Below are 26,100 nucleotides of genomic sequence, written 5' to 3' on the forward strand. Positions count from 1 at the left end.
TGCTCCCGGTGCTGCGGCCGAGCGGGGACGCGCGGGATGATGAGCGCATGACTCTTCGCCCTCCCGCCGTGGTCGTCCGCGGTCTGCGCAAGTCGTACGGCTCGTTCGAGGCCGTGCGCGGCGTCGACTTCGAGATCGCCGACGGCGAGACGTTCGCGCTGCTCGGGCCGAACGGCGCGGGCAAGAGCACGACGATCGAGATCCTCGAGGGGTACCGCGATCGTGACGGCGGTGAGGCCAGCGTGCTCGGTGAGGACCCCGGCAAGGCGGGAACCGCCTGGAAGGCCCGGCTCGGCATCGTGCTGCAGTCCGGTTCGGAGGCCGCGAACGTGACGGTTCGCGAACAGCTCGCCCAGTTCGCCCGCTACTACCCGCACAGCCGGGACGTCGAGGAGGTCATCGTCTCCGTCGGGCTGGAGGAGAAGGCGAAGACGCGCATCCGCAACCTCTCGGGTGGCCAGCGCCGCCGGCTGGACGTCGCGCTCGGCGTGATCGGCCGGCCCGAGCTGCTCTTCCTCGACGAGCCGACCACCGGCTTCGACCCGGAGGCGCGGCGCCAGTTCTGGGAGCTGGTGCGCTCGCTGAAGCGGGAGGGGACGACCATCCTGCTCACCACCCATTACCTCGACGAGGCGGCCCAGCTGAGCGACAGGGCGGCGGTCATCGCCCACGGCTCATTGCTCGACATCGGCGCCGTCGACGAGATCGGCGGTTCGACTGCGCGCGTCCCGATCGTCCGCTGGCGCGACGCGGCCGGAGCGCCGCACGAGGAGCGCACCGACGCGCCGGGTGCGCTGGTCGCCCGGCTGACGGCCGAGCTCGGGGGCGAGCCGCGCGACCTGGAGGTCATCCGGCCGAGCCTCGAAGACATCTACCTCGCGCTGGTGCGGGAGGCCGACGAGCGGGCGGGCGCCGCTGCAGGTGCCGGCGCAGAGGGGGTCGCGGCATGACCTCCGTCGCCCTGGGCTGGTCGCGCATCCGCTACGAAGTGCTCGTGTACTTCCGGCAGTCGGACACGATCTTCTTCACGTTCCTGTTCCCCGTGGTGATGCTCGGGATCTTCTCCGTCGCCTTCCAGGGGCTCGGCAAGGTCGGCGCGGCGCCCGACGGCAGTGGCGGCATCACCCAGGCCGCGTACTACCTGCCGGGGATGATCGCCGCGGGCATCCTGCTCAGCGGTGTGCAGAACCTCGCCGTCGACATCGCCGTGGAGAAGAGCGACGGGACGCTCAAGCGACTGGGCGGGACGCCGCTGCCGGTCGTGTCGTACTTCCTCGGCAAGATGGGCCAGGTCATCGCGACGAGCATCCTCCAGATCGGTCTGCTCCTGCTGATGGCCCGCGTCGCCTTCGGCGTGGCGCTGCCGACCGATCCGGCGCTTTGGCTGCGGTTCGCCTGGATCTACGCACTCGGGATCGTGACCTCGGCGGTGCTCGGAATCGCGCTTTCGGCGGTGCCGCGTACAGGCAAGAGCGCCACCGCGGTCATCATCCCGATCGTGCTCGTGCTGCAGTTCATCTCCGGCGTGTACCTGGCGTTCAACCTGCTGCCGACCTGGCTGCAGAACATCGCGAGCCTCTTCCCGCTCAAGTGGATCGCGCAGGGCATGCGCAGCGTGTTCCTGCCCGCGAGCTTCGAAGCGGCGGAGCCGAGCGGCAGCTGGCAGCTCGGCTGGATCGCGGTGGTGCTGCTCATCTGGTTGGTCGCCGGTCTGATCGCGTGCCGCCTCACCTTCCGCTGGATCCGCAAAGACGGCCGCTGACGCGTCCTCTTGCCCTGCCATCCGCATGCTCCTGACGCCGAGGGGCACGTTGTTGTCCCTTTCGGGGCTCGAAAGGGACAACAACGTGCCCTTCGACGCAGGGGAGGGGAGGGGAGGGGAGGGGCGCTAGGCGCCTGCGGCGAGCAGGCTCTCGGCGGCTGCGGTGACCGCGTCCTGCCACGGCCGCGGCGAGAAGCCGAGCAGCCGGCGCGCCTTATCGGTGGAGACCTTCTTGCGGTAGCCGAGCTCGGCCGCCATCGGCCGCATGCCCGGGTTGCCCTCCGCGGCAGCGCGCACGGCGGCGTCCGGGAGCAGCGCAGTGGGCGGCGGAACCCGGTCGGCGCGATCGCCGAGCCTCTCGCGCAGCACAGCGCCCACCTCCGCAAGCGGGACGGCGTCCTCCTGGGCTGCCAGCAGGAACCGCTCGCCGCCCGCTCCGTCCGCGGTCAGTGCCGCGATGTGCGCCGCGGCGACATCGCGAACGTCGACGAACGGCACGGCGAAATCGGGATAGGCCGGCAGCTCGCCGGTGAGCACGCGCCGCACGAGGTGGGTCGCCCCGGAGATGCCGCCTCCGACCACTGGGCCGACCACTGCGACCGGCAGCATGGTGACGAGCTCGGTGCGGTCCTGACCGGCCACGGCCTCCCAACCCGCCCGCTCGGCCAGCACCTTGCTGCGGCCGTACGCGTCCATGCCGGGGCCGTCGAGCGGCGACCAGTCGTCCTCGGTGAACGCGCGGTCGAGTGGCGGATGACCGAAGCCGACCGCGTGGAACGCCGACGTCAGCACCACGCGGGGAACCCCGGCGTCGCGCGCCGCCCGCACCACCCGTATCGTGCCCTCCCGCGCCGGGACGATCACGTCGTCCTCGTCGTCGACCGGACCAGGATGCACGGGCGAGGCGACGTGCAGCACGCCGTCCACTCCGCCGACGGCATCGGCCCAGCCGGCGCCGTCGAGGAGGTCGGCCGCCACGAACGACAGCGCCTCCTCGTGCGTCATACCGGCCGCTCGCAGACCCGAACGCGCGGCCTCTTCCCGGTCGAGCGACCGGAGGGTAGCGCGCACCTCGTGTCCGCCGTCGAGGAGTTGCAGGATGATGTGTCCGGCGATGAAGCCGGAGCCGCCGGTGACGAGGAGGCGTTGACCGGACATGGTCCGTCCTTTCGGGAGGTCGAAATGCTGACTCCTCGATCGTTCCTCCACAGGCGTGCATCAGCCAGGCCCCGTCCACACTGGTAGCGGCAGGGACAGTCACATCGTCGCGGGCATGGGTACCGTTGGCGACATGACCGACGATCAGAACCGGCTGGGGGAGTTCCTGCGCGCCCGGCGCGAGCTGGTCGCGCCGGAGACCCTCGGTATCCCGGTGCTCGGCACCCGTCGCGTCGCCGGGCTGCGACGCGAGGAGGTCGCGATGCTGGCCGGCATCAGCGCCGAGTACTACCTGCGCCTGGAGCAGGGTCGCGACCGCAACCCGTCCGGCCAGGTGCTCCGGTCGATCGCGCGCGTGCTGCAACTCGACGAGGAGGCGACGAACCACCTGCTCGGCCTCGTGAACGCCGACCGGTCGCCGCGGCGGCCGAGGCGTGCGCGAACGGAGACGGTGCCCGCGAGCATGGCGGCGCTGCTGCCGCAGCTGCCTTTCCCGGCGTTCGTGGAAGGGCGGTCTCTCGACGTCCTCGCGGCGAACACGCTCGCCACCGCGCTGTCGCCCCGGCTGGTGGCCGGCCGCAACCGCCTGCGCGACGTCTTCCTCGAGGCGGAGGAGCAAGCGCTCTTCCCCGACTGGGAGGCCGCGTCCGCGGTGTTGATCGCCGGCTTCCGTCGCTCGGTCGGCGCGGACGCCGACGATCCGAGGGTCGTCGAACTGGTCGGCGAACTGTCGATCGCCAGCCCTCTCTTCCGCCGGCTGTGGAGCCGCCACGACGTGCGCGAGCGCCAGGGAGGCACCCTGACGTTCGAGCATCCGCAGGTCGGTGCGCTGACCGTTCACCGCGAGAAGCTCCAGATCACCGGCACCGACGGCATCGTGCTGGTGCTCTACCACGCGGCGACGGCGGAGGACGCGGAGCGGATGGGGCTCCTGGCGTCGCTCTCCGCCACCGAGCCGACGGGGCGGGCGACGACCGGCACGACGCCGGAGGCCGGGCTGCCGCACGAGGCTCGCTGACCGTCGTGTGTCGTGCCCTATCGGGCGTACGGCACCGCAGCAGCGTATGCTGAAGGGCGTCCGAGGGGGACTCGCCTATCGGGGCGACCTGTCTGGTTCGATTTCCAGAGTCCTCCACGATGTCAGACCTGATCGCCGTGGTCGGCGCGACCGGCAAGCAGGGCGGCGCGGTCGTCGACGCGCTGCTCGAGCGGGGTACGACCGTGCGGGCGCTGACCCGCGATGACGGTTCCGACCGGGCGCGTGCGCTCGCCGCGCGCGGTGTGGAGGTCGTGGTCGTCGACGCGGAGGACCGGGCCGCCACCCGCGCCGCCCTAGACGGGGTCTCCGCGCTTTCGCTGATGACGACGTTCTCGGGGGAGGACGGCCCGCGCGGCGAGACCCGGCGCGGCATCGTCCTGGTGGAGGCGGCCCGCGACGCCGGTGTGCCGTTCGTCGTGCACTCCTCGGTCGGCGGTGCGGAACGCGAGACCGGCATCCCGCACTTCGAGAGCAAACGCCGAGTCGAGGAGGCGCTGGAGGCGACAGGAGTGCCGCACGCGATCGTACGACCGGTGTTCTTCATGGAGAACCTCGTGTACCAGCTCCCGCCGCCGGACGCCCAGGAGGCGGTCGTGCGCCTGCCGATGCCGGGGGACGTGCCTCTGCAGCTGATCGCCGTCGTCGACGTCGGCCGCGTGGTCGCCGCCCTCGCGACCGATCCGGCGGGCGCGGCGGGGATCGCCGTCGAGATCGCGGGCGACGAGCTCACGCTCGAGCAGATCGTCGCGCAGATCAGCGCGGCGACCGGGGTGCCGACGCGTTTCGAGCAGCTGCCCGTCGATGGGCTCGACGACGACCGCGCGTCGATGTTCCGCTGGTTCTCCACCCTGCCGGCGTACCAGGCCGACTTCGCCGCGACGGCGGCCCTCGATCCGCGGGTGCTCACCTTCGCCGAGTGGCTGGTCGCCCGGCGCTGAACCCGGCGCCGGCGCGGCGCCGGCCTCCATGATGGCCGACCTCCTATGCCCCAGCCTTGCCACTGATGTCAGTTTGATAGAACATAAGGTGTAGGCTTGACCAGCGACCAGAACGACCGCGACGAAGGAGTTCCACGAGATGACGAGCGACAGCCCAGGTCCGTCTTCCGAGCCTGGCCTGCCTTTCGAGCAGGGGGCGCCGTTCGACCTGATCACCATCGGGCGGATCGGCGTCGACCTCTACCCCCTGCAAGACGGGGTGGGCCTCGAAGACGTCGAGACCTTCGGCAAGTACCTCGGCGGCAGCGCGACCAACGTGTCGATCGCCGCAGCCCGGCACGGCCTCCGATCGGCCGTGATCACCGCGACCGGTGACGATCCCTTCGGTCGGTACGCCCACCGCGAGCTGCGCCGCCTGGGCGTCGACGACCGCTTCGTGGGCACCGTCGGCACGCTCAAGACCCCCGTGACGTTCTGCGAGATCTTTCCGCCGGACGACTTCCCGCTCTACTTCTACCGCGATCCGATCGCGCCCGACCTCGCGCTCACGCCCGACGATCTCGACCTCGACGCGATCCGACGGGCGCGCATCTACTGGTCGACGGTCACCGGGCTCTCGCGCGACCCCAGCCGCACCGCCCACCATGTCGCGTGGGAGGCCAGGGGCCGACAACCGCTGACCATCCTCGACCTCGACTACCGCCCGATGTTCTGGCCGAGCGGCGCCGCCGCCACCGCAGAGGTCGAGAAAGCGCTCGGCCAGGTCACCGTGGCGGTCGGCAACCGCGAGGAGTGCGAGATCGCCGTGGGCGAGACCGAGCCGCTGCGCGCCGCCGACGCTCTGCTCGAGCGCGGCGTCGAGCTCGCGATCGTCAAGCAGGGTCCGCGCGGTGTGCTCGCGAAGACCAGGGACGAGACGGTGGAGGTGCCGCCCTACTTCGTGGAGGTCGTCAACGGTCTCGGTGCCGGCGACGGTTTCGGCGGAGCGCTCTGCTACGGCCTGCTGCAAGACTGGTCGCTCGAGCGGGTCATCCGGTTCGCCAACATCGCGGGAGCGATCGTGGCGACGCGCCGCGAGTGCTCCACCGCCATGCCGACCACCGCCGAGGTCGAATCCGTGCTGAAGGAGCTCCAGAATGTCCGCAGCTGACCTCATCGCAAGCTCCGCACCGCTCATCGACGACGCGGCCTTCGCCCGGCTCCGCGCCCGGCGGCACTCGAGCCCGGGCGACGTCCAGACGGCGCTGGCCGCACGCGTCCGCCGCCCGCTCGTGCGCGACGACGGCCGCCTGTTCATCGTGGCCGCCGACCACCCGGCGCGCGGCGCCCTGGGCGTCGGCGGCGATCCGATGGCGATGGCCGACCGCTACGACCTCCTGCAGCGCCTCGCGCTCGCGCTCTCGCGCCCGGGCGTCGACGGCGTGCTCGGCACCCCCGACATCATCGACGACCTGGCGCTGCTGGGTGTGCTCGACGACAAGATCGCGGTCGGCTCGATGAATCGCGGCGGTCTGCGCGGCGCGGTCTTCGAGATGGACGACCGCTTCACGGGCTACGACGTCGACGCGATGGTGCGCGACGGCGTCGACGCCGCCAAGCTGCTCGTGCGCGTCAACCTCGAGGACGTCGGCACCGCCCGCACGCTGGAGGCCACGGCCTGCGCCGTCACCGCCGCTGCGCGGGAGCGCCTCCCGATCCTGCTCGAGCCGTTCCTCAGCCGCTGGAACGACGGCAGGATCGTCAACGATCTGACGACCGAGGCCGTCATCCAGTCGGTGGCGATCGCCTCGGGTCTCGGCGCCTCGTCGGCCTACACCTGGCTCAAGCTGCCGGTCGTTCCCGAGATGGAACGCGTGATGGCGGCGACCACACTGCCGACGCTGCTGCTCGGCGGCGACTCCGAAGCGGCACCGGAAGAGACGTTCGCATCGTGGGAGTCCGCGCTCGCGCTGCCCGGCGTCCACGGCCTCGTCGTCGGGCGCACACTCCTGTATCCGAAAGACGGGGACGTCGGCCAGGCCGTCGACATCGCCGCCTCCCTCGTCCACGGCCGCTGACCCGGCCCGCCGCACCGCTAAGGAACCTCATGACCAGCACAGAGACCATCCCCTCCGCCGAGGCCGCGCACGACCTCCCGACCATCCCGCACTGGATCGACGGTGCAGAGCACCCGTCGCGCAGCGGCCGCACCGCACCGGTCTTCAACCCGGCACTCGGCGTCGCGACGTCGAACGTGGCCCTCGCCGATCAGAGCGAGATCGACGCGGCGATCGCATCGGCGCAGCGCGGGTTCGCGGTGTGGGGCCAGTACTCGATCGCCAAGCGCCAGTCGGTGCTGTTCGCGTTCCGCGAGTTGCTGAACGCGCGCAAGGGCGAGCTCGCCGCGATCATCACGGCCGAGCACGGCAAGGTGCTCTCCGACGCGATGGGCGAGATCCTGCGCGGCCAGGAGGTCGTGGAGCTGGCGACCGGCTTCCCGCACCTGATCAAGGGCGCCTACTCCGAGAACGCCTCGACCGGCATCGACGTCTACTCCCTGAAGCAGCCGCTCGGCGTCGTGGGGATCATCTCGCCGTTCAACTTCCCGGCGATGGTGCCGATGTGGTTCTTCCCCATCGCCATCGCCGCCGGCAACGCGGTGGTGCTGAAGCCGTCGGAGAAGGACCCGTCGGCCGCGCTCTGGCTGGCCCGCCTGTGGAAGGAGGCGGGCCTCCCCGACGGCGTCTTCACCGTGCTGCAGGGCGACAAGCTCGCCGTCGACGGTCTGCTGAACAGCCCGGTGGTCCAGTCGATCTCGTTCGTCGGATCGACGCCGATCGCCCAGTACATCTACGAGACGGCCTCGAAGAACGGCAAGCGCGTCCAGGCGCTCGGCGGTGCGAAGAACCACATGCTGGTGCTCCCCGACGCCGACCTCGACCTGGTCGCCGACCAGGCGGTCAACGCGGGCTACGGCGCCGCGGGCGAGCGCTGCATGGCCGTCTCGGTCGTGCTCGCGGTTGAGCCCGTGGCGGACGACCTGATCGCGAAGATCACCGAGCGCATCGGCAGGCTGCGGATCGGCAACGGAGTGGGAGACGCGCAGGGCGAGCCCGACATGGGCCCGCTGATCACCGCGGTGCACCACGACAAGGTCTCCGGCTACGTCGACATCGCCGAGCGGGATGGCGCGGACATCGTGGTCGACGGGCGAGGCTTCACCGTCGACGGTCACGAAGACGGCTTCTTTTTCGGCCCGACGCTGATCGACAACATCCCCATCACGTCCGCCGCTTATCGCGAGGAGATCTTCGGCCCGGTGCTCTCGGTGGTGCGCGTGCAGACGTTCCAGGAGGGTCTCGACCTCATCAACTCCGGTCAGTTCGGCAACGGCACGGCGATCTTCACCAACGACGGCGGCGCCGCCCGCCGGTTCCAGAACGAGGTGCAGGTCGGGATGATCGGCATCAACGTTCCGATCCCTGTCCCGGTCGCCTACCACTCGTTCGGCGGTTGGAAGGCCTCGCTGTTCGGCGACGCCAAGGCCTACGGCGTGCACGGCTTCGACTTCTTCACGCGTGAGAAGGCGATCACCAGCCGCTGGCTCGACCCGGCGACGCACGGCGGCATCAACCTCGGCTTCCCGCAGAACACTTGAGGATCACCACCATGGCCGAGCACAACGAATGGTTCTTCCCGCGCGGCGCGCTCAGCGACCGCGGGTGGGAGTCCATCGTCGACGACCGCATCGACGGCTGGCAGCACACCGGGCTGCGCGTGGCCGAGCTCACCGGCAACACGGTCGAGCTGCCGGCGGGCGACGTGGAGCGGATCGTCGTGCCGCTCGCCGGCGCTTTCGCAGTCGAGCACGAGGGCGCCACGACCCGGCTCGCCGGCCGGTCGAGCGTGTTCGACGGGCCGACCGATATCGTCTACGTCGGTGCGGGCAACGGCCTGACGATCTCCGGTCACGGTCGCGTCGCTGTCGCCGAGGCCCCGACGCGCGTGCAGAAGCCGTCGGCGTACCTGCCCGCGGAGCGGGTGCCGGTCGAGCTGCGCGGCGCCGGCCGAGACAGCCGGCAGGTGCACAACTTCGGCACTCCCGGTTCTCTCGATGCGGCCTCCCTCATCGTCTGCGAGGTCATCACGCCCGCGGGCAACTGGTCGTCGCACCCGGCCCACAAGCACGACGAGGACGTGCCGGGTCACGAGTCGCAGCTCGAGGAGATCTACTACTTCGAGTCGGCGCCCGTGCGCGGCTCGAACGCTCCGCGATCGGCGGACGCCTTCGGCAGCTTCGCCACCTACCGCTCGGCCGCCGGCGATATCGAGACGAACGCGCTGGTGCGCACCGGAGACATCGCGCTGGTCCCGTTCGGCTACCACGGACCGGCGGTCGCCGCGCCCGAGTACGACCTCTACTACCTGAACGTCATGGCGGGGCCGGGGCAGGAGCGGGCGTGGCTCATCAGCGACGACCCACGCCAGGCGTGGTTGCGCGACACCTGGACGTCTCAGCAGCCCGACCCTCGCCTTCCGTACGTTCCGACCGCCGAAGGAGCAGCTCGATGACCACCCGCAGGATGACCGTGGCCCAGGCGCTCGTCGAGTTCCTCGCCAACCAGTGGACCGTCGACGGGGAGGTGCGCGAGCGCACCATCCCGGGGATGTTCGGCATCTTCGGCCACGGCAACGTGGCGGGCCTCGGCCAGGCGCTGAAACAGGCCAACGTGCAGGACCCGTCGATGATGCCGTATCACCAGGCCCGCAACGAGCAGGCGATGGTGCACCAGGCCGTCGGGTTCGCACGCATCCACCGCCGCAGGGCCACGTTCGCGTCGACCGCCTCCGTCGGCCCGGGAGCCGCCAACCTCATCACCGGCGCCGCACTGGCGACCGCGAACCGGCTGCCGGCCCTGCTGCTGCCGTCGGACACGTTCGCGACCCGCGTGGCCGACCCTGTTCTGCAGCAGCTGGAGCACCCGCACGACCTCGGCATCCAGGTCACCGATGCCTTCCGGCCGGTCTCGCGGTTCTTCGATCGGGTCCAGCGCCCCGAGCAGCTGTTCTCCATCGCTCTGGCGGCGATGCGCGTCCTGACCGATCCGGCGGAGACCGGCGCCGTCACGATCGCGCTGCCGGAGGACGTGCAGGCCGAAGCGCTCGACGTGCCGGAAGAGTTCCTGGCGCCGCGCGAGTGGCACGTGCGCCGGCCGGCTCCGGAGGGCTGGGCGCTCACGGCGGCGGTCGACGCCATCCGCGCGGCACGGCGTCCGGTGATCGTGGCCGGCGGCGGGGTGATCTACTCGGGCGCGGAGGACGCGCTCCGTGCATTCGTGGAGGCCACCGGCATCCCGGTCGGCACCACGCAGGCCGGTGGCGGCTCGCTCGCCTGGGACCACCCGCAGAACCTCGGCGGTGTCGGGGCCACCGGAACCACCGCTGCCAACCGCCTCACCGGGGAGGCCGACCTCGTGATCGGCCTGGGCACCCGGTACAGCGACTTCACGACTGCCAGCCGGTCCGTGTTCCAGAACCCCGACGTCCGGTTCCTCAACATCAACGTCGCATCGTTCGACGCCTACAAGCACGGCTCGCAGCTCGCGGTGATCGCCGACGCCCGCGAGACGCTGACCGCGCTCTCGGACGCCCTGGCCGGGCACCGGGTGGAGGCCGGCTATGCGACACGGATCGCCGACGAGAAGGCGGCGTGGGACGCCGTGGCCGACGCCGCGTTGGCCCCGACCGAGCCACGGCCGTCGGAGGGTCCGGCCCTCATCGGCCAGCCGGCGCTGATCGGGGCCGTTCAGCGTGCCTCCGATCCGCGCGACGTGGTCGTGCAGGCGGCCGGGTCGCTTCCCGGCGACCTCCACAAGCTCTGGCGTGTGCGCGATCCGCTGGGGTATCACGTCGAATATGCCTTCTCGTGCATGGGCTACGAGATCGCCGGCGGCATGGGCGTCAAGCGTGGGCTGGAGGCGATGAACGACGACCGCGATGTGATCGTCCTGGTCGGCGACGGTTCGTACCTGATGCTGCACACCGAGCTTGCGACCGCTGTCGCCGAAGGCATCAAGATCGTCGTCGTGCTCATCCAGAACCACGGCTACGCGTCCATCGGCCACCTGTCCGAGACGGTCGGCTCGCAGCGCTACGGCACGCGTTTCCGCTTCCGCGACGACGCGGAGCTCAACTTCGAGCGTGGCGACTTCCTCCCCGTCGACCTGGCCGCGAACGCGCGCAGCTTCGGCATCGACGTGATCGAGCTCGCACCGGGGCCGCACGCCGCGGCGCGCCTCGAGGAGGCCGTGAGAGCGGCCAAGGCGAGCAGCACCTCCACCCTCATCCACATCGACTCCGATCCGTTCGTCTACGCGCCGGACGGCGGGGGCTGGTGGGATGTGCCGGTCGCGGAGGTCTCCGAACTGGAGAGCACCAGGGCCGCCCGCGCCGAGTACGCCGAGCAGCGGAAGAGCCAGCGACCTCTGCTCGGCTGAGCCGAGCGGCGACCATCACGACGGCCGAACCACGACGAAGGACGACGATGACCGACACCGCACCCTCCACCGCCCGCGCATCCTCCACCGAGCGCGTGACGAGCACCGACCCGGCTACCGGTGCGCGCGCTTCCGGCCTGCGCATCGGCACCGCGCCTGACTCGTGGGGCGTCTGGTTCGCCGACGATCCGCGACAGACGCCATGGGACCGCTTCCTCGACGAAGTTCAGGCCGCCGGCTACCACTGGATCGAACTCGGGCCGTACGGCTACCTTCCCACCGACCCGGCGCAGTTGCTCGACGAGCTGGCGAAACGGGACCTCGAGATCAGCGGCGGCACCGTCTTCACCGGCTTCCACAAGGGCGCCGACCAGTGGGACCGCGCGATCGAGCAGGTCGAGAAGGTCGCAGCCCTCACCCGCGCGGTGGGCGGTGAGAACATCGTCGTCATCCCCGACCTGTGGCGGTCCGACGTCACCGGCGAGACCCTCGAGCCGCGCACACTGACCGACGAGCAGTGGGCGTCGCTCGCCGAGGGGCACGATCGACTCGGTCGTATGCTGCTGGAGGAATACGGCCTCCGCCAGCAGTTCCACTCGCACGCCGACTCGCACATCGGCACGCACCGGGAGGTGGAGCGACTGCTCGCCGAGACCGACCCGCGCTACGTGAACCTCTGCCTCGACACCGGTCACTTCGCCTACTACGGCGGAGACAGCGTCGCTCTCATCCACGATCACCCCGAGCGCATCGGCTACCTGCACCTCAAGCAGATCGACCCGGAGCTGCGCTTCGAGATCCTGAAGAACGATGTGGCGTTCGCCGACGCCGCCATCGACGTGATGGTCGAGCCGCCGGCCGGCGTCCCCGACTTCGCCCCGATCATCGAGGCGGTCGCGGCGATCGACCCCGAGATCTTCGCGATCGTCGAGCAGGACATGCCCGGCATCGACATCGGGGTGCCGCTCGGCATCGCCACCCGCACGCGACAACACATCCTCGGCTGCAGTCCGCTGACGCGGACCCGCTGACCCGGCCCGCTGACCTGGATCGCAGACCGGACCCGCCGACCCTGACGCCCCTGAACCGGACGCGCCGCCCGGCGCCCGGCCGACCTCCCCTCACGCACAGAAACGAGCCACACCGCATGAGCAGCACGCAGCACCCGATGAGAAGCGCCCCCGCCCAGGACCTGCGGGTCGGCGTCGTCGGCGCCGGCCAGATGGGCGCCGACCACATCCAGCGCATCACGCGCGCGATCAGCGGGGCGACCGTGTCCGCCATCGTCGAGCCCGATGCCGGGCGCGCCGAGGCGGCAGCTGCGGCCGCACCCGGCGCACGGCCCTTCGCGAGCCTCGACGACGCGCTCGCCGCCGACGCCCTCGACGCCGTGATCATCGCCACTCCCGGGCAGTTCCACGAGCCGGTGCTGGTGCCCGCCCTGGAGGCCGGCCTGCCGACCCTGTGCGAGAAGCCGCTGACGCCCGACAGTGCATCGTCGCTGCGCATCCTGGAGCTCGAGCAGAAGCTCGACCGCCCGCACATCCAGCTCGGGTTCATGCGTCGCTTCGACGAGGAGTACCGCGCCCTCCGCGAGCTGATCACGGGCGGCGACGCGGGGGAGCTGCTCCTGCTGCACGGCGTGCACCGCAACCCGTCGGTCCCCGACAGCTATACCCAGTCCATGCTCATCACCGATTCGGTGGTGCACGAGTTCGACGTCATGCCGTGGCTCGCCGGCTCGCCGGTCCGCAGCGTGGAGGTGAAGTACCCGCGCCGCAACGACCTGGCCCCCGAACGCCTCCGTGAGCCCATCCTGGTGCTGATCGAGCTCGAGAACGGGGTGCTCGTCGACGTCGAGATGAACGTCAGCGTTCGGTTCGGCTACCAGGTGCGCACGGAGGCCGTGTTCCAGTCCGGCGTCGCGCGCATCGGTGAACCGTCCGGCCTGCAGCGCTGGTCGGACGCCGCGTTCTCGGTCGCAGAGCACACCACGTTCAAGACCCGGTTCGCCCGCGCCTACGACGCGCAGGTGCAGGCGTGGGTCGACGCGGTGCGCGACGGCTCGCTCGTCGCCGGCCCGAACGCCTGGGACGGCTACCTGGTCGCCCTCGCCTGCGAGGCCGGAGTTCAGGCGCTCGAAACGTCGGGCCCCGTGGCCGTCGCACCCGCGACACGTCCCGCCTTCTACGCCGGCTGACGCGCCCGTCCGCCTGGGGCGCTCAGCGGCCGGTGGCGCTCAGCGGTCGACGAGGGTGAGCTCGAACGAGTAGAGATCGGGCCGGTACACGTGCTGTCCGTACTCCACAGCGCGCCCGGAATTGTCGAACGCGGTGCGCGACATCGTGAGCAGCGGGGAGCCCTTGCGGATCTCGAGCAGCTCGCCCTCCACCGCGCTCGCGGCACGCGCGCCGATGCGCTGGTTGGCGACCCGGATCGAGACGCCGCGCGCCTTCATCAGCTGGTAGAGCCCGCGGGCCTCCAGGTCCTCGCGAGTGATGTCGGTGAAGTCCTCCGGGAGCGTGTTCTCGAGCACCGCGAGGGGGACTCCGTCGGCGCAGCGCAGTCGCGTCAGGTGCAGCACCGGCGCACCGACCGCGACGCCGAGCTCGGTGGCGGCCGTCTCGTCGGCGGTCCTGAGCTCGTACGCGATCACCCGGGTCGTCGGCGTCTGGCCGGACTGGCCGAGGTCTTCATAGAGGCTGGTGAGCTCGACGTTGCGCGTCACCCGGCCGTGCACGACCTGGGTGCCGATGCCGCGGCGGCGAACGAGGAGGCCCTTGTCGACGAGCTCCTGCAGCGCGCGCCGGATGGTCGGCCGGGACAGCCCCAGCCGGTTGCCGAGCGAGATCTCGTTCTCGAGTCGAGAACCGGGAGGCACGCGTTCGTCGCGGATCGCCTGCTCCAGCGCGGTCGCGAGCTGGTAGTACAGCGGGATCGGGCTCGCCTTGTCCAGGTTGTCGAACAGGTCAACGGGAAGCGGGTACTCGGGTTGCATCCCTGTCCTCCACAACTTGGTGATTATGTCAGTACAACCGTACACCAGGTGGAACATGTCCGGCCGGAGACGGCGCCCCCGATCGACGTCGCGAGAGTGTCCCGCGCTACTCCTCGACGCTCAGCACGATGGTGCCGACGCCCAGCGCCGCGAGGATCGCGGCCGACACGCGTTCCAGCACCTTCGTCACCGCGGGTCTCTTGAGCCAGGCGACCGCGCGCGAGGCCAGAACCGCCACGACGGCGAGGTAGCCGGCGGCCACGACCGCGTCGATCGCGCCCAGGAGGAGGGTGTTGCCGATCGCGTTGCCGTCGCGCGGCACGAACTGGGGCGCGATCGCGAGGAAGAACAGGCCGACTTTGGGGTTCATCACGGTGGACAGCATCCCGGCGATGAAGCCCGACCGCAGGGAGGTCGTGCGCACCCGCAGGTCGGCGCCGTGCGCCGCCGCCCGACGGCTGGCGATGAAGGCCGAGACGCCGAGGTAGATGAGGTACAGGCCGCCGGCGATCTTCACCACCCGGTAGATCTCGGCGGACTGCTCGAGCAGGGCCGCGAGGCCGAGCGCGACGGCGAGCGCCCACAGGATGGACCCGACGGCGGACCCGACGGACGCGGCGAGCCCGGCGCCGGGACGCGCCAGGCTGTAGCGCAGCACGAGGAACGTGTCGGGTCCGGGCGTCACCGCGAGGAGCACGCACAGTCCCGCGAATCCGAGCAGAGCGGGGGCGGTCATGGAGGGATTCTATTCGGCGTACACTCCCGCCATGACCGACGACCTCCTGTCCGCCGTCCGTGCCCGCTTCGACGGCAGGGCGGGCGAGTATGACGACAGCGCGATGCACCGCGGGCTCGCCGCAGCGGTCGCCGCGTTCGCGCTCGCCGATGCGAAGGACACCGCCGACGTGCTCGATGTCGGAACGGGGACCGGGCTCGTGCTGCGGGCGCTGCACGAGCAGCGGCCCACCCTGCGGCTGACCGGGATCGACCTCTCGCCCGGGATGCTGGAGGTCGCGCGAGCCGCGCTCCCCGACGCCGCCTTCGTGGAGGCCGATGCGACCGTGCTGCCGTTCGGCGACGCCTCGTTCGACCTCGTCACCTGCGCGACCAGCCTCCATCTGTTCCCCGACGCGCGCGCCGCGATGTCGGAGTGGGCGCGCGTGCTGCGCCTCGGCGGCCGTGCGGTCACGGCGACGTTCGGCGACGTCGACCTCTCCCAGCACGGCGGCTGCGCTGCGGTCCCGCACGGCCACGGCGCGGCCGCGTATCCGACCCACCACGAGCTCTTCCGCACGCCGGAGCTGCTCGCGGCCGCGGCCCCCGGCCTGGACGTCGTCCGCCACGAATGGTGGACCCACGGCGACGACCGCATCCTCCTCGCCGAGCTCCGCCCCGCCCGCTGACCCGCCCCGCCCGCTGACCCGATCCCCCTTCCCGCCGTCGCCAACGGAGGACTTCCCCTCCCGAAACCGCCGGATCTCCTCCGTTACCTGCGTTCCGGCCACCCGCGCCCGCCGATCTCCTCCGTTCCCGACGCATGTCGGCAACGGAGGAGGTGCGCCGCGGCGCGCCCGGGATTGGCGGCGAACGGAGGTGTTCCGGGCCCGCAAGGGCGGGATCTCCTCCGTTACCTGCGTTCCGGCCACCCGCGCCCGCCGATCTCCTCCGTTCCCGACGCGTCAGCGCACCACGAGCGGGGCGAGCGTGCGCACGATCGTGACCGCGCGCGCGGACACGTCGTCGGGGCTGCCGACTGCGCCGGCTTCCGCCCACTCGCGCACCGCGATGCGGACCGCGCCGATGCAGGCCGTCACCAGCAACTCGGCTTGCGCATCCAGCGGAACGAGCGTCGTCGAGGCCGCGTCCGAGCCGGACGGCTCGTGCCTCGACGCGAACGCGATCAGCTCGGCCACCGCCGCCACTAACCCCACGCGTAGATCGTCCAGTCGGCGCATGCGGCGACGGATCAGTCCGGGGTTGCGCGCGGCGATCAGCATGCGCGCCTCCTGGAGGGTCGGGTCGGCCGTCTCGGCGGGGAGGGCGCGGAAGAGCGTGTCGATGACGGCGGCGACCACGCTGTCGTCGTAGACCTCGCGCAGCCGCGCGGCGACGAGGTCGCTGTCGCCCCAGGCGCGGCGGACGCCGAAGAGGGCGTCCTCCTTGCTGTCGAAGTAGTTGAAGAAGGTGCGGTGCGAGACGGGCACGCGCGCGCAGATGTCGTCGACGGTCACGTCGTCGAGGTCGTGGTCGAGCACGAGTTCGACGGCCGCGCGCTCGAGGTCGGCTCGGGTCTGGGCCTTCTTGCGGGCGCGGAGCCCGGGCTCAGGCGCGGCCGCGGCCGGGATCGTCGGAAAATTATGCATAGTCGGAAATTTTGCGTGAATGCAGTTTGTTAGTTGATTTTGGTCACCTAATTATATATGGTTGCTCATTGTCAACCAAGTGCGAAGGAATCACATGTCTACTGTCACGACGGGGGAGGCAGCCCCGGCGATGTCGCACCGGCAGGTGCTCGAGTCCCTGTCCGGGCTCCTGCTCGGAATGTTCGTCTCGATCCTCGCCGGCACGGTCGTCTCGACCTCGCTGCCGCGCATCATCTCCGAGCTCGGCGGCGACCAGACGGCGTTCACCTGGGTCGTCACCAGCACGCTGCTCGCGACCACCGTCTCCACCCCGATCTGGGGCAAGCTCGCCGACCTCCTGAACCGCAAGATCCTCATCCAGCTCGCGCTCGTGCTGTTCGTGCTCGGCTCGGCGCTCGCCGGCTTCTCGCAGGACACCAGCATGCTGATCGGCTTCCGCGTCGTGCAGGGCCTCGGTGCCGGTGGTCTGACCGCGCTCAGCCAGATCATCATGGCCGACATCATCAGCCCGCGTGACCGCGGTCGCTACATGGGCCTCTTCGGCGGCATCATGGCGGTCGGCACGGTCGGCGGCCCGTTGATCGGCGGCCTCCTCACCGACTCGATCGGCTGGCGCTGGAACTTCTTCGTGGGCGTTCCTGTCGCGATCGTCGCGATCATCCTGCTGCAGATCACCCTCAAGCTCCCGAAGCGCCCGGCCCGCAAGGTCCGCATCGACTACCTCGGCGCGGTCTTCCTCGCCGCAGGCATCTCGCTGCTGCTCATCTGGGTCTCGCTCGCCGGCACCAACTTCGACTGGTGGAGCCCTGAGACGTTCTGGATGGTCGGCGGCTCGATCGCACTGCTGGTGGCCACCGTCATCACCGAGCTCGTGGTGAAGGAGCCGATCATCCCGCTGGGGATGTTCAAGAACCGCACGTTCACGCTCGCGGTCATCGCCTCCATCTCGGTCGGCGTCGCGATGTTCGGCACGTCGGTGTTCCTCGGCCAGTACATGCAGCTCGCCCGCGGCGCGACGCCGACCCAATCGGGTCTGCTGACGCTGCCGATGATCATCGGCCTGCTGCTCTCCTCCACGATCGTCGGTAACCTGATCAGCCGGTTCGGCAAGTGGAAGGCGTTCATGGTCGCCGGCTCCGTGCTGCTGACCGTCGGCCTCTACCTGATGAGCACCATCGAGTACGACACGAACTACGTGCTGGTCTCGCTGTACATGCTGATCCTCGGCGCCGGCGTCGGCATGGTGATGCAGAACCTTGTGCTGATCGTGCAGAACACGGTGCGGCCCGAGCAGCTCGGCGCTGCCAGCTCCAACGTGGCGTTCTTCCGCAGCCTCGGCGGCACCATCGGCGTCTCGGTGATGGGCAGCATCCTCGGCACGAAGGTCACCGACCTGATGGCCGACCGCCAGCACGACCTCCAGGTCGCCATCGCCAAGCTCGGCCAGAAGGGCGCGGAGATCGCCCAGTCGCTGCAGAGCGGCACCCTCCCCGAGGTGAGCAAGCTCCCGGTCGGTATCCGGACGATCATCGAGGCGGTCTACGGCCAGGCGGTCGCGGACATCTTCCTGGTGGCCGTGCCGCTGGCGATCGTCACGATCATCGCGATCCTCCTGCTGCCGAACTCCAAGCTCGGCACCAAGACGGCGATTCAGCAGCTCGAGGAGAACGCGACGGGCGACGCCGCGACCGAGACCCCCGCCGAGCAGGCGGAGGAGACGGTCGTGGAGGTCGCTGAAGCGTTGATCGGAGCCCCGACGGGGTCGATCGCCGCCCAGCAGGCGCGGCCGTCGAGCACTCAGGAAGGGCGCTGAGGGGACGCGTTATGATCGCGGCCATGGACAACACGGACCGGGCGGACCTCGACCGGACCGAGCTCGACCGGACCGAGCTCGACCGGACCGACGTGGCCATCGCCGCCGTGGAGGAGCAGTTCACGATCCTCTTCAACCGGGTGAGCGCCGGGATGCGCGAGCGGTCCGCGCGCGTGCATCCCGACCTCCAGCCGGTCGGCTTCAAGCTGCTCAACACGCTGGTGCGCACCGGTCCGGTGCACGCGGGCGCGCTGGCCGGTGAGCTGGCGACCGACAAGAGCGTCGTCAGCCGGCAGGTGCGCATCCTCGAGGAGCTCGGCTTCGTCGAGCGGAGGACCGACCCGGCCGACCGTCGCGCCAGCTTTCTGGTCGCGACGCCGGCAGCGATCGAGCGCGTGAACGAGGCCCGCGCCGCCGACCAGGTGCTGCTCTACCGCAGCCTGCGCCAGTGGGGGGCCGACGACGTCGCGCGCCTCGCCTCACTCCTCGCCCGCCTCAACGAGACCACCCCCACCTCCGCCCGCTGACCCGCGAGCCCAGCAACCGCTTCCTCACTTTCTCCCGCAACACGCCGAGTGGATGCGGGAGAAAGTGAGGAAGCGATGGCTGCTAGCGGGCGGGGAGGCGCAGTTCGAGGGCGGTGCCGGTGGGGCCGGTGGAGGCGACGCTGACCTCGCCGCCGTGCCGCACGGCGACCTCGCGCACGAGCGCGAGGCCGATTCCGAATCCCGAGCGGGAGCGGCCGGCGGCGGCGGGCTCGGCTCGCGCGAAGCGGTCGAAGATCCGCGCGGGGTCGATGCCCTGGATGCCTGGCCCCTGGTCGGCGACGGTCAGGGAGGCCGCGCGGCCGTCCCGCCGGATCGTCGCCGTCACGACACCGCCCGACGGCGAGTGCGCGACCGCGTTGTCGAGCAGCGCCGTCGCGCAGCGCTGCAGCGTTGTGGCCGGGACGTCGCTCGCGACGTCGTCGCGTTCCACGAGCCGCACCTCCACTCCCGCCTCCTGAGCCAGAACCTGCAGCGACTCGACCGCGCGCCGCACCGGTGCGGAGAACGGGACGGGCCCTTCGGTGGCCGCGGCGCGCTCGCGTTCGGGGTCGGCCGCCAACAGCAGATCGTTGACCACGTCGATGAGCGTGCGGGTGTCGTCCCGCAGCTCGGCGACGGTCGCCGTCGATGGGTCTCCGGGCGGGAGACCGCGCTGCAGCACCTGCAGCCGCGCGTCCAGAACGGCAAGCGGCGTCCGCAGCTCGTGGCTGGCGTCCGCGACGAAGTCCCGCTGACGGCGCAGCGCCTCGCCGAGCGGCCGGACCGCTCGGCGGGTGACGATCACGGACAGCACACCGGCGACGATGACCGCCAGCACTCCAACGATGACGAAGGCCAGCATCGCGTCGACGGTGTCGATGTAGATCTTGTGCTCGCCGGGGCGGGGCGCCTCCTGCAGCTCGGAGGGCTGCAGCTGATCGAGCACGAAGAAGAAGGCGACGCCGATCGCGGCGACGACGAGCGCGCCGGAGGCGATGGTGAGCTGGAGGCCGACCGTGCGGGAGGCGCGGCGCACCTCCAGCGAGTCGACGTCGCGCTCCCTGCTCACGACCGCACCCCGCTCACGACCGCACCCCTGCTCACAGCTGCCCCAGCCGGTAGCCCTCGCCCCGCACCGTCGCGATGAGGTCGGGGTCGGTCTTGCGGCGCAGGTAGTGCACATAGGTGTCGACCGTGCCCGGCTGCTCGTCCGCCTCGAACACGGCCTCCAGGATGTGCGCGCGCGAGAACGTGCGCAGCGGGCTCTCGGCCAGCAGCCGCAGCAGGTCCGACTCCCGCGCGGTCAGCTGGATGCGGCCCTCGTAGGGCGAATAGATGCTGCGGCTCTCCGGGTAGAACCGCCATTCGCCGACCGGCAGCTCCCTGCCCTCCCCGCTGAAGGTGCGGGTCAGCGCGCGCAACCGCGCCAGCAGCTCGTCGAACTCGAACGGTTTGACCAGGTAGTCGTTGGCCCCGGCATCCAGCCCCTCGACCCGGTCGCGAACGGCGCCGAGCGCGGTCAGCATGATGATGGGGGCGACGACGCGGCCGTCGCGCAGCTTGCCGACGAGCGTCGCGCCGTCGATCCCGGGGAGACGGCGGTCGACGATCAGCGCGTCGAAGCGGCCGTCGAGGCCCTGCAGCAGCCCGCTCTCGCCGTCGGCGACGAGCGTCACGTCGTAGGTCTCCGAGAGCACCTGCTCGATGAGCGGGCCGAGGCGCGGGTCGTCCTCGACCAGCAGTACGCGCAGTCGGGTGGCCTCCATATCGCTCACCCTAGCTCCCGCCCGTTCGGGACGCCCGCACCGCGACGGCCGCTGCGACCGGCGCCGGCGCGAACCGCCGCAGCAGCGCGAGCACGAGCAGCACGGCCGCGGTGGCGTAGACCAGGGAGGCGAGCACGTCGCTCGGATTGTGCACACCCAGGTACACCCGCGAGAACGCCGTCAGCAGAGGCACCACGACGGCGAACGCGAGCAGCGGTCGTCGCAACCGCCCGCGCCCGAACACGATCAGCAGCGCGAGCCCGAGGGCGACGGCGAAGCTGGTGTGGCCGCTCGGAAAGCTGAAGCCGGTGTCGGTGAGCACGTGATGCGGGAGGGCGGCCGACAGTGGGCGGGGGCGGCGCACGATGTCCTTGACGACTGTGCTGCCGAGCCAGGGGAGCAGGGCGAGCGCGGCGAACGCGAAGGCTGCGCCCGGCCTCCGCAGCCCGAACCATGCGAACGCCGAGACGGCCGCCACGATGACGAGCGCACCGACGGGAGCGAAGACGACGGAGTCGGTGAGAGCGACCGCGTCGAGGAGCGGGGTGCGGGCAGTTTCGATCGCCTGGATGACGGCGAGGTCGCCAGCGGTGACGGCCGGTGACGCCGCGATCGCGAGACCGGCCAGCACCAGCAGGAGGATGGCGCACAGCGGGAGGACGATCGCGCGCGCTGTCGCGTTCGCGGCGCCGGGCGTGCCGGGCCTGCCCGGCGTTCCGGGCCGGCGGTTCAGGGTGGCGGTCATGGCTGTCCTCTCCTCGACCTCCCACAGTGCGCCGCGCCTCCCCAGATGCCGCTAAGGATGCGCGCGGTCACCGCCTCTCGCCCCCGACCTCTCAGAGGATTCTGAGAGGAGGCGCGCGATGCTGTCGGGATGCTCCGCAACAAGGTCCCGGCGGTCACCGCCCTGTTCTGGGTCACGAAGCTGCTCACCACGGCGATGGGGGAGACGACCTCCGACTACCTGGTCAAGAACTACGATCCCGTGATCGCCGTGATCGCGGCCTTCGTCGTCTTCGCCGCCGCCCTCGCGCTGCAGTTCGCCGTTCGCCGGTACATCCCGTGGGTGTACTGGCTGACCGTGCTGATGGTCGCCGTCTTCGGGACCATGGTCGCGGACGTCATCCACATCGTCATCGGCGTGCCGTACTACGTGTCGACGGTGTTCTTCGCGATCGTCCTCGCCGCGGTGTTCCTCGTCTGGTACCGCTCGCAGCGCACGCTCTCCGTGCACCACATCGACACGCGGGCGCGGGAGTTCTTCTACTGGTGCGCCGTGCTCGCGACCTTCGCGCTGGGCACCGCCGTCGGCGACCTCACCGCGACGACGTTCGGGCTCGGCTATCTGGCGTCCGGCATCCTGTTCGGGGTGCTGTTCGCGATCCCGGGGGCCGCGTACCGGTGGTGGGGGATGGGGGCGACCGCCGCCTTCTGGACCTCGTACGTTCTGACCCGCCCGTTCGGCGCGTCGATCTCCGACTGGCTCGCGGTCTCGCACGCGCGCGGCGGCCTGGATCTCGGCCCCGGCCCGGTCAGCCTGGCGCTGTTCGCCGGGATCGTGGTCTGCGTGATCGTGATGACCGCGCGCCGCCCCGGCGACCCGGCAGACCCCGCGCGCGCCTCCGTTCCCGAGGGCTCGCCCGCCGCGTGATGCGCTCGCCGAAGGGCACGTCGTCGTCCCTTTCGGGCCGCCATGGGCACGACGACGAGCCCCTCGGCGCGAGATCTCCAGCTTCCGCTCGGCCGGGGCGCTGGTACTCTCGGTCGGGTATGCCGTCCGCATCCGTCCCCCCTCGCGCACGCGGCCGCCGCTCGGCGGGCCGCCGCGCCGCCGTGCCGTCGCGGCCGAAGCCGGTGCTACGGCCGCCGCTGCACCACCGCCTGGGCGTCTCCCTGGCGGTGATCGCGCTGGTCTGCGGGTTCTCGATCGTCCCGACCGATGCCGCCCTGGCGGCCACGGTCTTCAGGGTCCCGGAGGCCGAGCTCGCGCCCGCGTCGCCGCCCGCCCAGCGCATCTATGTGGATGCGACGATCGGCGCGCCGGTGGTCGACAGGGACACACTCGGTGCGACGGACAGCATCCAGGGCCTCGCACGCATCGGCACCAACGAATCGTGGGCCAAGCTCGTGCTCATGTTCGGCGGCTGGCAGACGACGGACGCCAATGTGACCGTGATGTTGCGCTGGATGCGGCAGGAGAACGGTCCGCCGGACTGGTGGAATCGTAACAATCCTCTCAACAATGGCTACGGCTCGGGCGGTGGCGCCGGTCTCGGCAGCTACCCCGACCTCGTGACGGCCGCGAAGTACTGCGCGGAGAACCTGCAGCGCGGGTACCCGGGCATCGTCGCCGGCCTGAACGCCGGAACGAGCGCCGACGCCACTGCCTCGGCGATCTGGGCCTCCCCGTGGGCGACCAGCCACTACGCCAACGGCGCCCACTGGAGCACCGCCCCGGTGCAGATCGTGCAGGCCCCCGCCTCCGCCTGGGGCTACTGAGCCGCTCCAAGAACGCCGAAGGGCACGTTGTTGTCCCCTTCGACGCGCGAAGGGGACAACAACGTGCCTCTCGATGAAGCGGGTCAGCGGGTGGAGTCGACCGGCGCGCCCTCGCGGGTGATGACCGCCGGGTCGCCCGCGCCGTCGTCGTCGAGCGTGACGCCGAGACGGCGGCGGAACGCGCGCGTCAGCACGAGCAGCGTGATGATCCCGATCGTCAGCCAGATGAGGCCGTAGGTCAGCGCGTCGAAGTGGAGGTTGGCCCACAGCACGCCGGTCAGCAGCATCCCGATGGCCGGGAGCACGATGTTGCGCACGACCTGCTTGGCGCCGCGGTACTGCTTGTGCCGGATTGCGAAGTGGATGATGACCGTCGCATTGACCACCGTGAACGCGATCAGCGCACCGAAGTTGATCATCGACGACACGAACTCCAGCGTGAACGCCGCTGCGAGCAGCGACACCGCGCCGACGAGCAGCACGGCGGTGGCCGGCGTGCGGAACTTCGGGTGAACATACGAGAGCGAGCGCGAGATGCGCCCCCGGCCGTTGCGGGCCATGACGTAGATCATGCGCGAGACGCTGGCGTGCGAGGCGAGGCTGGAGGCCACCGCCGCTGCGACCGCCGCCGAGATGAACAGGATCTGGAAGAACAGGCCACCGGTCTTGAGGGCGATCTCGGGCAGGGTGTCGTCGGTGAAGCTGAACCCGGCGAGCGTCGGGAACCGCGACTGCGCGAACCAGGCGGCGACGAAGAAGATCGCGCCGCCGATCATGAGCGCCAGGACGATGGCCTTGGGCACCGTCTTGGTGTCCTTCGCCTCCTCGGTGTACATCGTGATCGCGTCGAACCCGATGAACGAGAAGCAGACGACCGTCGCGCCCCCGATCACCGCGCCCAGGTGCACGCCCGAGTGGAACAGCGGGGCCAGGCTGAAAGCGGTCCCGTTGCCCTCGCCGGCGTTGAGCGCCGTCCAGGTCAGCGCGACGAACACCGCGATGAGGACGATCTGGAACGCCACCAGGATGCCGTTGACCCGCGAGGTGGACGACATGCTGAACAGGTTCATCGCCGTGATCGCGGCGACGTAGGCGACGACCCAGATCCAGCCGGGCACCTGCGGGAAGAACGACTCCAGGTACAGGCGCACGATCAGCGCGTTCACCAGCGGCAGCAGCAGGTAGTCCAGCAGCGATGACCAGCCGACCAGGAAGCCGACGTTCGGGTGGATGGTCTCTGACGCGTAGGTGTAGGCCGAACCGGCTGACGGGAACACGCGTGTCATCCGCCCGTAGCTGATCGCCGTGAACACCATCGCGATGAGCGCGAACAGGTACGCCGACGGCACGACACCGTCGGTCTGGCCTGTGACGATCCCGAAGGTGTCGAACACCGTCATCGGGGTCATGTAGCCGAGGCCGAGGCCGACGATCGCCCAGAGGCCGAGGGATCGTCGCAGTGCGGTGGGGGCGGGGTTGGAGGACACGCGAGCTCCTTCGCTGCAGTCGGGGACGCCCGCCATAGTAGGCCGACTCGCGACGAATTCCGAATCGAGAACGACTGATCTCATAGCAGATCGGCGATATTCGCCGCGGAATGCGCGGTGTTTCGGCGCGTCGAGTGCCGAAATCGATAGTTTGCTGGATCAGGCCTTCGCGAGCCACTCCCGCAGCTTCGGCAGCGGCCAGGTCGTCACGATCCGCTCGGCCGGCACGCCGTTCGCGGCCGCGCGAGCCGCCCCGTAGGCGAGGAAGTCGAGCTGCCCCGGCGCGTGCGCGTCGGTGTCGATCGAGAACAGGCAGCCCGCGTCGAGCGCGCGCTGGATGAGGTCGTCCGGCGGGTCCTGCCGCTCGGGCCGCGAGTTGATCTCGACGGCCACGCCGTTCTCGGCGCAGGCGGCGAACACCGCGTCGGCGTCGAACTCGCTCGGAGGACGGGTGCCGCGCGAGCCCTGCACGAGCCGGCCGGTGACGTGGCCGAGCACGTTCGTGTGCGGAGCGCGGATGCCGCCGAGCATCCGCGCGGTCATCGTGCGGCTGTCGGCGCGCAGTTTGGAGTGCACGCTCGCGACGACCACGTCGAGCCGGTCGAGCAGTTCCGGCGTCTGGTCGAGCGTGCCGTCTTCGAGGATGTCGACTTCGATGCCGGTGAGGAGGGTGACGCTGCCCGTGTCGAGGCCGGCGATGACGTCGAGCTGCTCGGTCAGTCGCTCGGCGCTCAGCCCGCTCGCGACGGTGAGCGTGGGGGAGTGGTCGGTGATCGCCTGGTACTCGCGGCCCAGCGTGGCCGCGGCGGCCGCCATCACCTCGATCGGGACGGTGCCGTCCGACCACTCGGTGTGGCTGTGGAGGTCGCCGCGCAGCTGCGCGCGCAGGTCGGCGCCTTCCGCATCCAGCGGCTCGGCGTTGCGCGCGCGCAGGTCGGCGAGGTAGTCGGGGACCTCGCCGTCGACGGCCTGCGAGATCACCTGGAACGTGCGGTCGCCGATCCCCTTGGTGCGCTTCAGCCGCCCGTCGGCGACGCGCGCAGCGACCTCGTCCGCGCCGAGTGGAGCGATGATGGCGGCGGCCTTGCGGAACGCCTGCACTTTGAAGGAGGGGGCGAGCTCGCGCTCGAGCCAGAAGGCGATCTCGTTGAGGGCTGCGACCGGATCCATGCCCCTCATGCTCCCACCACCACCACGCGCGCAACCATCGCTTCCTCACTTTCTCCCGCTTCGGAGCGGCGCGTCGCGGGAGGAAGTGAGGAAGCGATGGCGTT

The 26,100-nt window shown here is 70.7% G+C and carries 25 protein-coding genes; 16 read left to right on the forward strand and 9 right to left on the reverse strand.

Annotation, left to right across the window (positions count from 1 at the left end; all coding sequences use genetic code 11):
* Positions 1-47: 47 nt before the first annotated feature.
* Positions 48-950 (forward strand): ABC transporter ATP-binding protein, encoded by a 903-nt coding sequence (locus JNB50_RS12815; RefSeq protein WP_208040525.1) that lies wholly within the window; start codon positions 48-50, stop codon positions 948-950.
* On the forward strand, positions 947-1,762 hold the full coding sequence (locus tag JNB50_RS12820; protein WP_208040526.1) for an ABC transporter permease: 816 nt from the start codon (positions 947-949) through the stop codon (positions 1,760-1,762). Before JNB50_RS12815 ends, JNB50_RS12820 begins: the two co-directional genes overlap by 4 nt.
* A gap of 126 nt (positions 1,763-1,888) precedes the next feature.
* Here JNB50_RS12820 and JNB50_RS12825 read toward each other — a convergent pair whose 3' ends face one another.
* Positions 1,889-2,920 carry an NAD-dependent epimerase/dehydratase family protein gene (locus JNB50_RS12825; RefSeq protein WP_208040527.1) on the reverse strand — a complete coding sequence of 344 codons (1,032 nt, stop codon included), beginning with the start codon at positions 2,918-2,920 and terminating at the stop codon, positions 1,889-1,891.
* Positions 2,921-3,053: 133 nt separating this feature from the next.
* Here JNB50_RS12825 and JNB50_RS12830 point away from each other — a divergent pair, with 133 nt between their 5' ends.
* The 9 genes from JNB50_RS12830 (at position 3,054) to JNB50_RS12870 (ending at position 13,573) form a co-directional block, all read left to right on the forward strand.
* Complete coding sequence (locus JNB50_RS12830) at positions 3,054-3,938, forward strand: helix-turn-helix domain-containing protein (protein WP_208040528.1); 885 nt, start codon at positions 3,054-3,056, stop codon at positions 3,936-3,938.
* A gap of 119 nt (positions 3,939-4,057) precedes the next feature.
* Positions 4,058-4,897: an NmrA/HSCARG family protein gene (locus tag JNB50_RS12835; RefSeq protein WP_208040529.1), complete on the forward strand. Its 840-nt coding sequence runs from the start codon at positions 4,058-4,060 to the stop codon at positions 4,895-4,897.
* 139 nt (positions 4,898-5,036) lie between these two features.
* A complete protein-coding gene (iolC, locus tag JNB50_RS12840; protein WP_208040530.1) occupies positions 5,037-6,047 on the forward strand; it encodes a 5-dehydro-2-deoxygluconokinase in 1,011 nt (336 codons plus the stop codon).
* Positions 6,034-6,954: a class I fructose-bisphosphate aldolase gene (locus JNB50_RS12845; RefSeq protein WP_243768428.1), complete on the forward strand. Its 921-nt coding sequence runs from the start codon at positions 6,034-6,036 to the stop codon at positions 6,952-6,954. Before iolC ends, JNB50_RS12845 begins: the two co-directional genes overlap by 14 nt.
* Before the next feature lie 29 nt (positions 6,955-6,983).
* Positions 6,984-8,534 (forward strand): CoA-acylating methylmalonate-semialdehyde dehydrogenase, encoded by a 1,551-nt coding sequence (locus JNB50_RS12850; RefSeq protein WP_208040531.1) that lies wholly within the window; start codon positions 6,984-6,986, stop codon positions 8,532-8,534.
* 11 nt (positions 8,535-8,545) lie between these two features.
* Positions 8,546-9,448, forward strand: coding sequence for a 5-deoxy-glucuronate isomerase (iolB, locus tag JNB50_RS12855; protein ID WP_208040532.1), 903 nt, complete (start codon positions 8,546-8,548; stop codon positions 9,446-9,448).
* Positions 9,445-11,373: a 3D-(3,5/4)-trihydroxycyclohexane-1,2-dione acylhydrolase (decyclizing) gene (gene iolD, locus JNB50_RS12860; protein ID WP_208040533.1), complete on the forward strand. Its 1,929-nt coding sequence runs from the start codon at positions 9,445-9,447 to the stop codon at positions 11,371-11,373. Before iolB ends, iolD begins: the two co-directional genes overlap by 4 nt.
* A 47-nt stretch (positions 11,374-11,420) precedes the next feature.
* Positions 11,421-12,404: a sugar phosphate isomerase/epimerase gene (locus tag JNB50_RS12865; protein WP_208040534.1), complete on the forward strand. Its 984-nt coding sequence runs from the start codon at positions 11,421-11,423 to the stop codon at positions 12,402-12,404.
* A 116-nt stretch (positions 12,405-12,520) separates the two neighbouring features.
* Positions 12,521-13,573 carry a Gfo/Idh/MocA family protein gene (locus tag JNB50_RS12870; RefSeq protein WP_243768429.1) on the forward strand — a complete coding sequence of 351 codons (1,053 nt, stop codon included), beginning with the start codon at positions 12,521-12,523 and terminating at the stop codon, positions 13,571-13,573.
* Positions 13,574-13,612: 39 nt separating this feature from the next.
* On the opposite strand, the gene JNB50_RS12875 is transcribed toward JNB50_RS12870, so the two are convergent.
* Both JNB50_RS12875 and JNB50_RS12880 read right to left on the reverse strand, forming a co-directional pair.
* Positions 13,613-14,371, reverse strand: a complete 759-nt coding sequence (locus JNB50_RS12875) for a GntR family transcriptional regulator (protein WP_208040535.1) — start codon at positions 14,369-14,371, stop codon at positions 13,613-13,615.
* A gap of 106 nt (positions 14,372-14,477) precedes the next feature.
* Positions 14,478-15,107 carry a LysE family translocator gene (locus tag JNB50_RS12880; RefSeq protein WP_208040536.1) on the reverse strand — a complete coding sequence of 210 codons (630 nt, stop codon included), beginning with the start codon at positions 15,105-15,107 and terminating at the stop codon, positions 14,478-14,480.
* Positions 15,108-15,138: 31 nt separating this feature from the next.
* Here JNB50_RS12880 and JNB50_RS12885 point away from each other — a divergent pair, with 31 nt between their 5' ends.
* A complete protein-coding gene (locus JNB50_RS12885) occupies positions 15,139-15,774 on the forward strand; it encodes a class I SAM-dependent methyltransferase (protein WP_208040537.1) in 636 nt (211 codons plus the stop codon).
* Between the two features lie 276 nt (positions 15,775-16,050).
* Here the strand turns inward: JNB50_RS12885 and JNB50_RS12890 are convergent, their stop codons facing one another.
* Entirely contained in the window at positions 16,051-16,734 is a 684-nt protein-coding gene (locus JNB50_RS12890; RefSeq protein WP_208040538.1) for a TetR/AcrR family transcriptional regulator, read from the reverse strand.
* Positions 16,735-16,864: 130 nt separating this feature from the next.
* Between JNB50_RS12890 and JNB50_RS12895 the strand changes: the two genes are divergently transcribed.
* Positions 16,865-18,547, forward strand: coding sequence for an MDR family MFS transporter (locus JNB50_RS12895; protein ID WP_208040740.1), 1,683 nt, complete (start codon positions 16,865-16,867; stop codon positions 18,545-18,547).
* Between the two features lie 23 nt (positions 18,548-18,570).
* Positions 18,571-19,074: a MarR family winged helix-turn-helix transcriptional regulator gene (locus tag JNB50_RS12900; RefSeq protein WP_243768430.1), complete on the forward strand. Its 504-nt coding sequence runs from the start codon at positions 18,571-18,573 to the stop codon at positions 19,072-19,074.
* A gap of 82 nt (positions 19,075-19,156) precedes the next feature.
* On the opposite strand, the gene JNB50_RS12905 is transcribed toward JNB50_RS12900, so the two are convergent.
* From JNB50_RS12905 to JNB50_RS12915, 3 genes are read right to left on the reverse strand one after another with little or no spacing between them, the layout of a single operon-like run.
* Positions 19,157-20,143 carry a sensor histidine kinase KdpD gene (locus JNB50_RS12905; RefSeq protein WP_208040540.1) on the reverse strand — a complete coding sequence of 329 codons (987 nt, stop codon included), beginning with the start codon at positions 20,141-20,143 and terminating at the stop codon, positions 19,157-19,159.
* A gap of 31 nt (positions 20,144-20,174) precedes the next feature.
* Entirely contained in the window at positions 20,175-20,840 is a 666-nt protein-coding gene (locus JNB50_RS12910) for a response regulator transcription factor (RefSeq protein ID WP_208040541.1), read from the reverse strand.
* A 10-nt stretch (positions 20,841-20,850) separates the two neighbouring features.
* Positions 20,851-21,585: a phosphatase PAP2 family protein gene (locus JNB50_RS12915; RefSeq protein ID WP_208040542.1), complete on the reverse strand. Its 735-nt coding sequence runs from the start codon at positions 21,583-21,585 to the stop codon at positions 20,851-20,853.
* 129 nt (positions 21,586-21,714) lie between these two features.
* Between JNB50_RS12915 and JNB50_RS12920 the strand changes: the two genes are divergently transcribed.
* On the forward strand, positions 21,715-22,491 hold the full coding sequence (locus JNB50_RS12920; RefSeq protein WP_208040543.1) for a hypothetical protein: 777 nt from the start codon (positions 21,715-21,717) through the stop codon (positions 22,489-22,491).
* Positions 22,492-22,610: 119 nt separating this feature from the next.
* Positions 22,611-23,339 carry a hypothetical protein gene (locus JNB50_RS12925; RefSeq protein ID WP_243768431.1) on the forward strand — a complete coding sequence of 243 codons (729 nt, stop codon included), beginning with the start codon at positions 22,611-22,613 and terminating at the stop codon, positions 23,337-23,339.
* Between the two features lie 83 nt (positions 23,340-23,422).
* Here the strand turns inward: JNB50_RS12925 and JNB50_RS12930 are convergent, their stop codons facing one another.
* Together JNB50_RS12930 and JNB50_RS12935 are read right to left on the reverse strand one after the other, a co-directional pair.
* Positions 23,423-24,826 (reverse strand): APC family permease, encoded by a 1,404-nt coding sequence (locus JNB50_RS12930; RefSeq protein ID WP_307794713.1) that lies wholly within the window; start codon positions 24,824-24,826, stop codon positions 23,423-23,425.
* Between the two features lie 159 nt (positions 24,827-24,985).
* Positions 24,986-25,996, reverse strand: a complete 1,011-nt coding sequence (locus tag JNB50_RS12935; RefSeq protein ID WP_208040545.1) for a PHP domain-containing protein — start codon at positions 25,994-25,996, stop codon at positions 24,986-24,988.
* Positions 25,997-26,100 lie beyond the last annotated feature (104 nt).

It is taken from the genome of Leifsonia sp. TF02-11, assembly GCF_017565305.1.
GTDB lineage: Bacteria > Actinomycetota > Actinomycetes > Actinomycetales > Microbacteriaceae > Leifsonia.

Excerpts from the sequence above, each read along its gene's own strand:
- JNB50_RS12880 (WP_208040536.1), bottom strand. The coding sequence starts at position 15,107 with ATGACCGCCCCCGCTCTGCTCGGATTCGCGGGACTGTGCGTGCTCCTC.
- JNB50_RS12830 (WP_208040528.1), top strand. The coding sequence starts at position 3,054 with ATGACCGACGATCAGAACCGGCTGGGGGAGTTCCTGCGCGCCCGGCGC.
- JNB50_RS12815 (WP_208040525.1), top strand. The coding sequence starts at position 48 with ATGACTCTTCGCCCTCCCGCCGTGGTCGTCCGCGGTCTGCGCAAGTCG.
- JNB50_RS12825 (WP_208040527.1), bottom strand. The coding sequence starts at position 2,920 with ATGTCCGGTCAACGCCTCCTCGTCACCGGCGGCTCCGGCTTCATCGCC.
- JNB50_RS12845 (WP_243768428.1), top strand. The coding sequence starts at position 6,034 with ATGTCCGCAGCTGACCTCATCGCAAGCTCCGCACCGCTCATCGACGAC.
- JNB50_RS12895 (WP_208040740.1), top strand. The coding sequence starts at position 16,865 with ATGTCGCACCGGCAGGTGCTCGAGTCCCTGTCCGGGCTCCTGCTCGGA.
- JNB50_RS12820 (WP_208040526.1), top strand. The coding sequence starts at position 947 with ATGACCTCCGTCGCCCTGGGCTGGTCGCGCATCCGCTACGAAGTGCTC.
- JNB50_RS12920 (WP_208040543.1), top strand. The coding sequence starts at position 21,715 with ATGCTCCGCAACAAGGTCCCGGCGGTCACCGCCCTGTTCTGGGTCACG.
- JNB50_RS12875 (WP_208040535.1), bottom strand. The coding sequence starts at position 14,371 with ATGCAACCCGAGTACCCGCTTCCCGTTGACCTGTTCGACAACCTGGAC.
- JNB50_RS12915 (WP_208040542.1), bottom strand. The coding sequence starts at position 21,585 with ATGACCGCCACCCTGAACCGCCGGCCCGGAACGCCGGGCAGGCCCGGC.
- JNB50_RS12925 (WP_243768431.1), top strand. The coding sequence starts at position 22,611 with ATGCCGTCCGCATCCGTCCCCCCTCGCGCACGCGGCCGCCGCTCGGCG.
- iolC (WP_208040530.1), top strand. The coding sequence starts at position 5,037 with ATGACGAGCGACAGCCCAGGTCCGTCTTCCGAGCCTGGCCTGCCTTTC.
- JNB50_RS12865 (WP_208040534.1), top strand. The coding sequence starts at position 11,421 with ATGACCGACACCGCACCCTCCACCGCCCGCGCATCCTCCACCGAGCGC.
- iolD (WP_208040533.1), top strand. The coding sequence starts at position 9,445 with ATGACCACCCGCAGGATGACCGTGGCCCAGGCGCTCGTCGAGTTCCTC.
- JNB50_RS12910 (WP_208040541.1), bottom strand. The coding sequence starts at position 20,840 with ATGGAGGCCACCCGACTGCGCGTACTGCTGGTCGAGGACGACCCGCGC.
- JNB50_RS12885 (WP_208040537.1), top strand. The coding sequence starts at position 15,139 with ATGACCGACGACCTCCTGTCCGCCGTCCGTGCCCGCTTCGACGGCAGG.
- iolB (WP_208040532.1), top strand. The coding sequence starts at position 8,546 with ATGGCCGAGCACAACGAATGGTTCTTCCCGCGCGGCGCGCTCAGCGAC.
- JNB50_RS12870 (WP_243768429.1), top strand. The coding sequence starts at position 12,521 with ATGAGCAGCACGCAGCACCCGATGAGAAGCGCCCCCGCCCAGGACCTG.
- JNB50_RS12835 (WP_208040529.1), top strand. The coding sequence starts at position 4,058 with ATGTCAGACCTGATCGCCGTGGTCGGCGCGACCGGCAAGCAGGGCGGC.
- JNB50_RS12890 (WP_208040538.1), bottom strand. The coding sequence starts at position 16,734 with ATGCATAATTTTCCGACGATCCCGGCCGCGGCCGCGCCTGAGCCCGGG.
- JNB50_RS12850 (WP_208040531.1), top strand. The coding sequence starts at position 6,984 with ATGACCAGCACAGAGACCATCCCCTCCGCCGAGGCCGCGCACGACCTC.
- JNB50_RS12900 (WP_243768430.1), top strand. The coding sequence starts at position 18,571 with ATGGACAACACGGACCGGGCGGACCTCGACCGGACCGAGCTCGACCGG.
- JNB50_RS12935 (WP_208040545.1), bottom strand. The coding sequence starts at position 25,996 with ATGGATCCGGTCGCAGCCCTCAACGAGATCGCCTTCTGGCTCGAGCGC.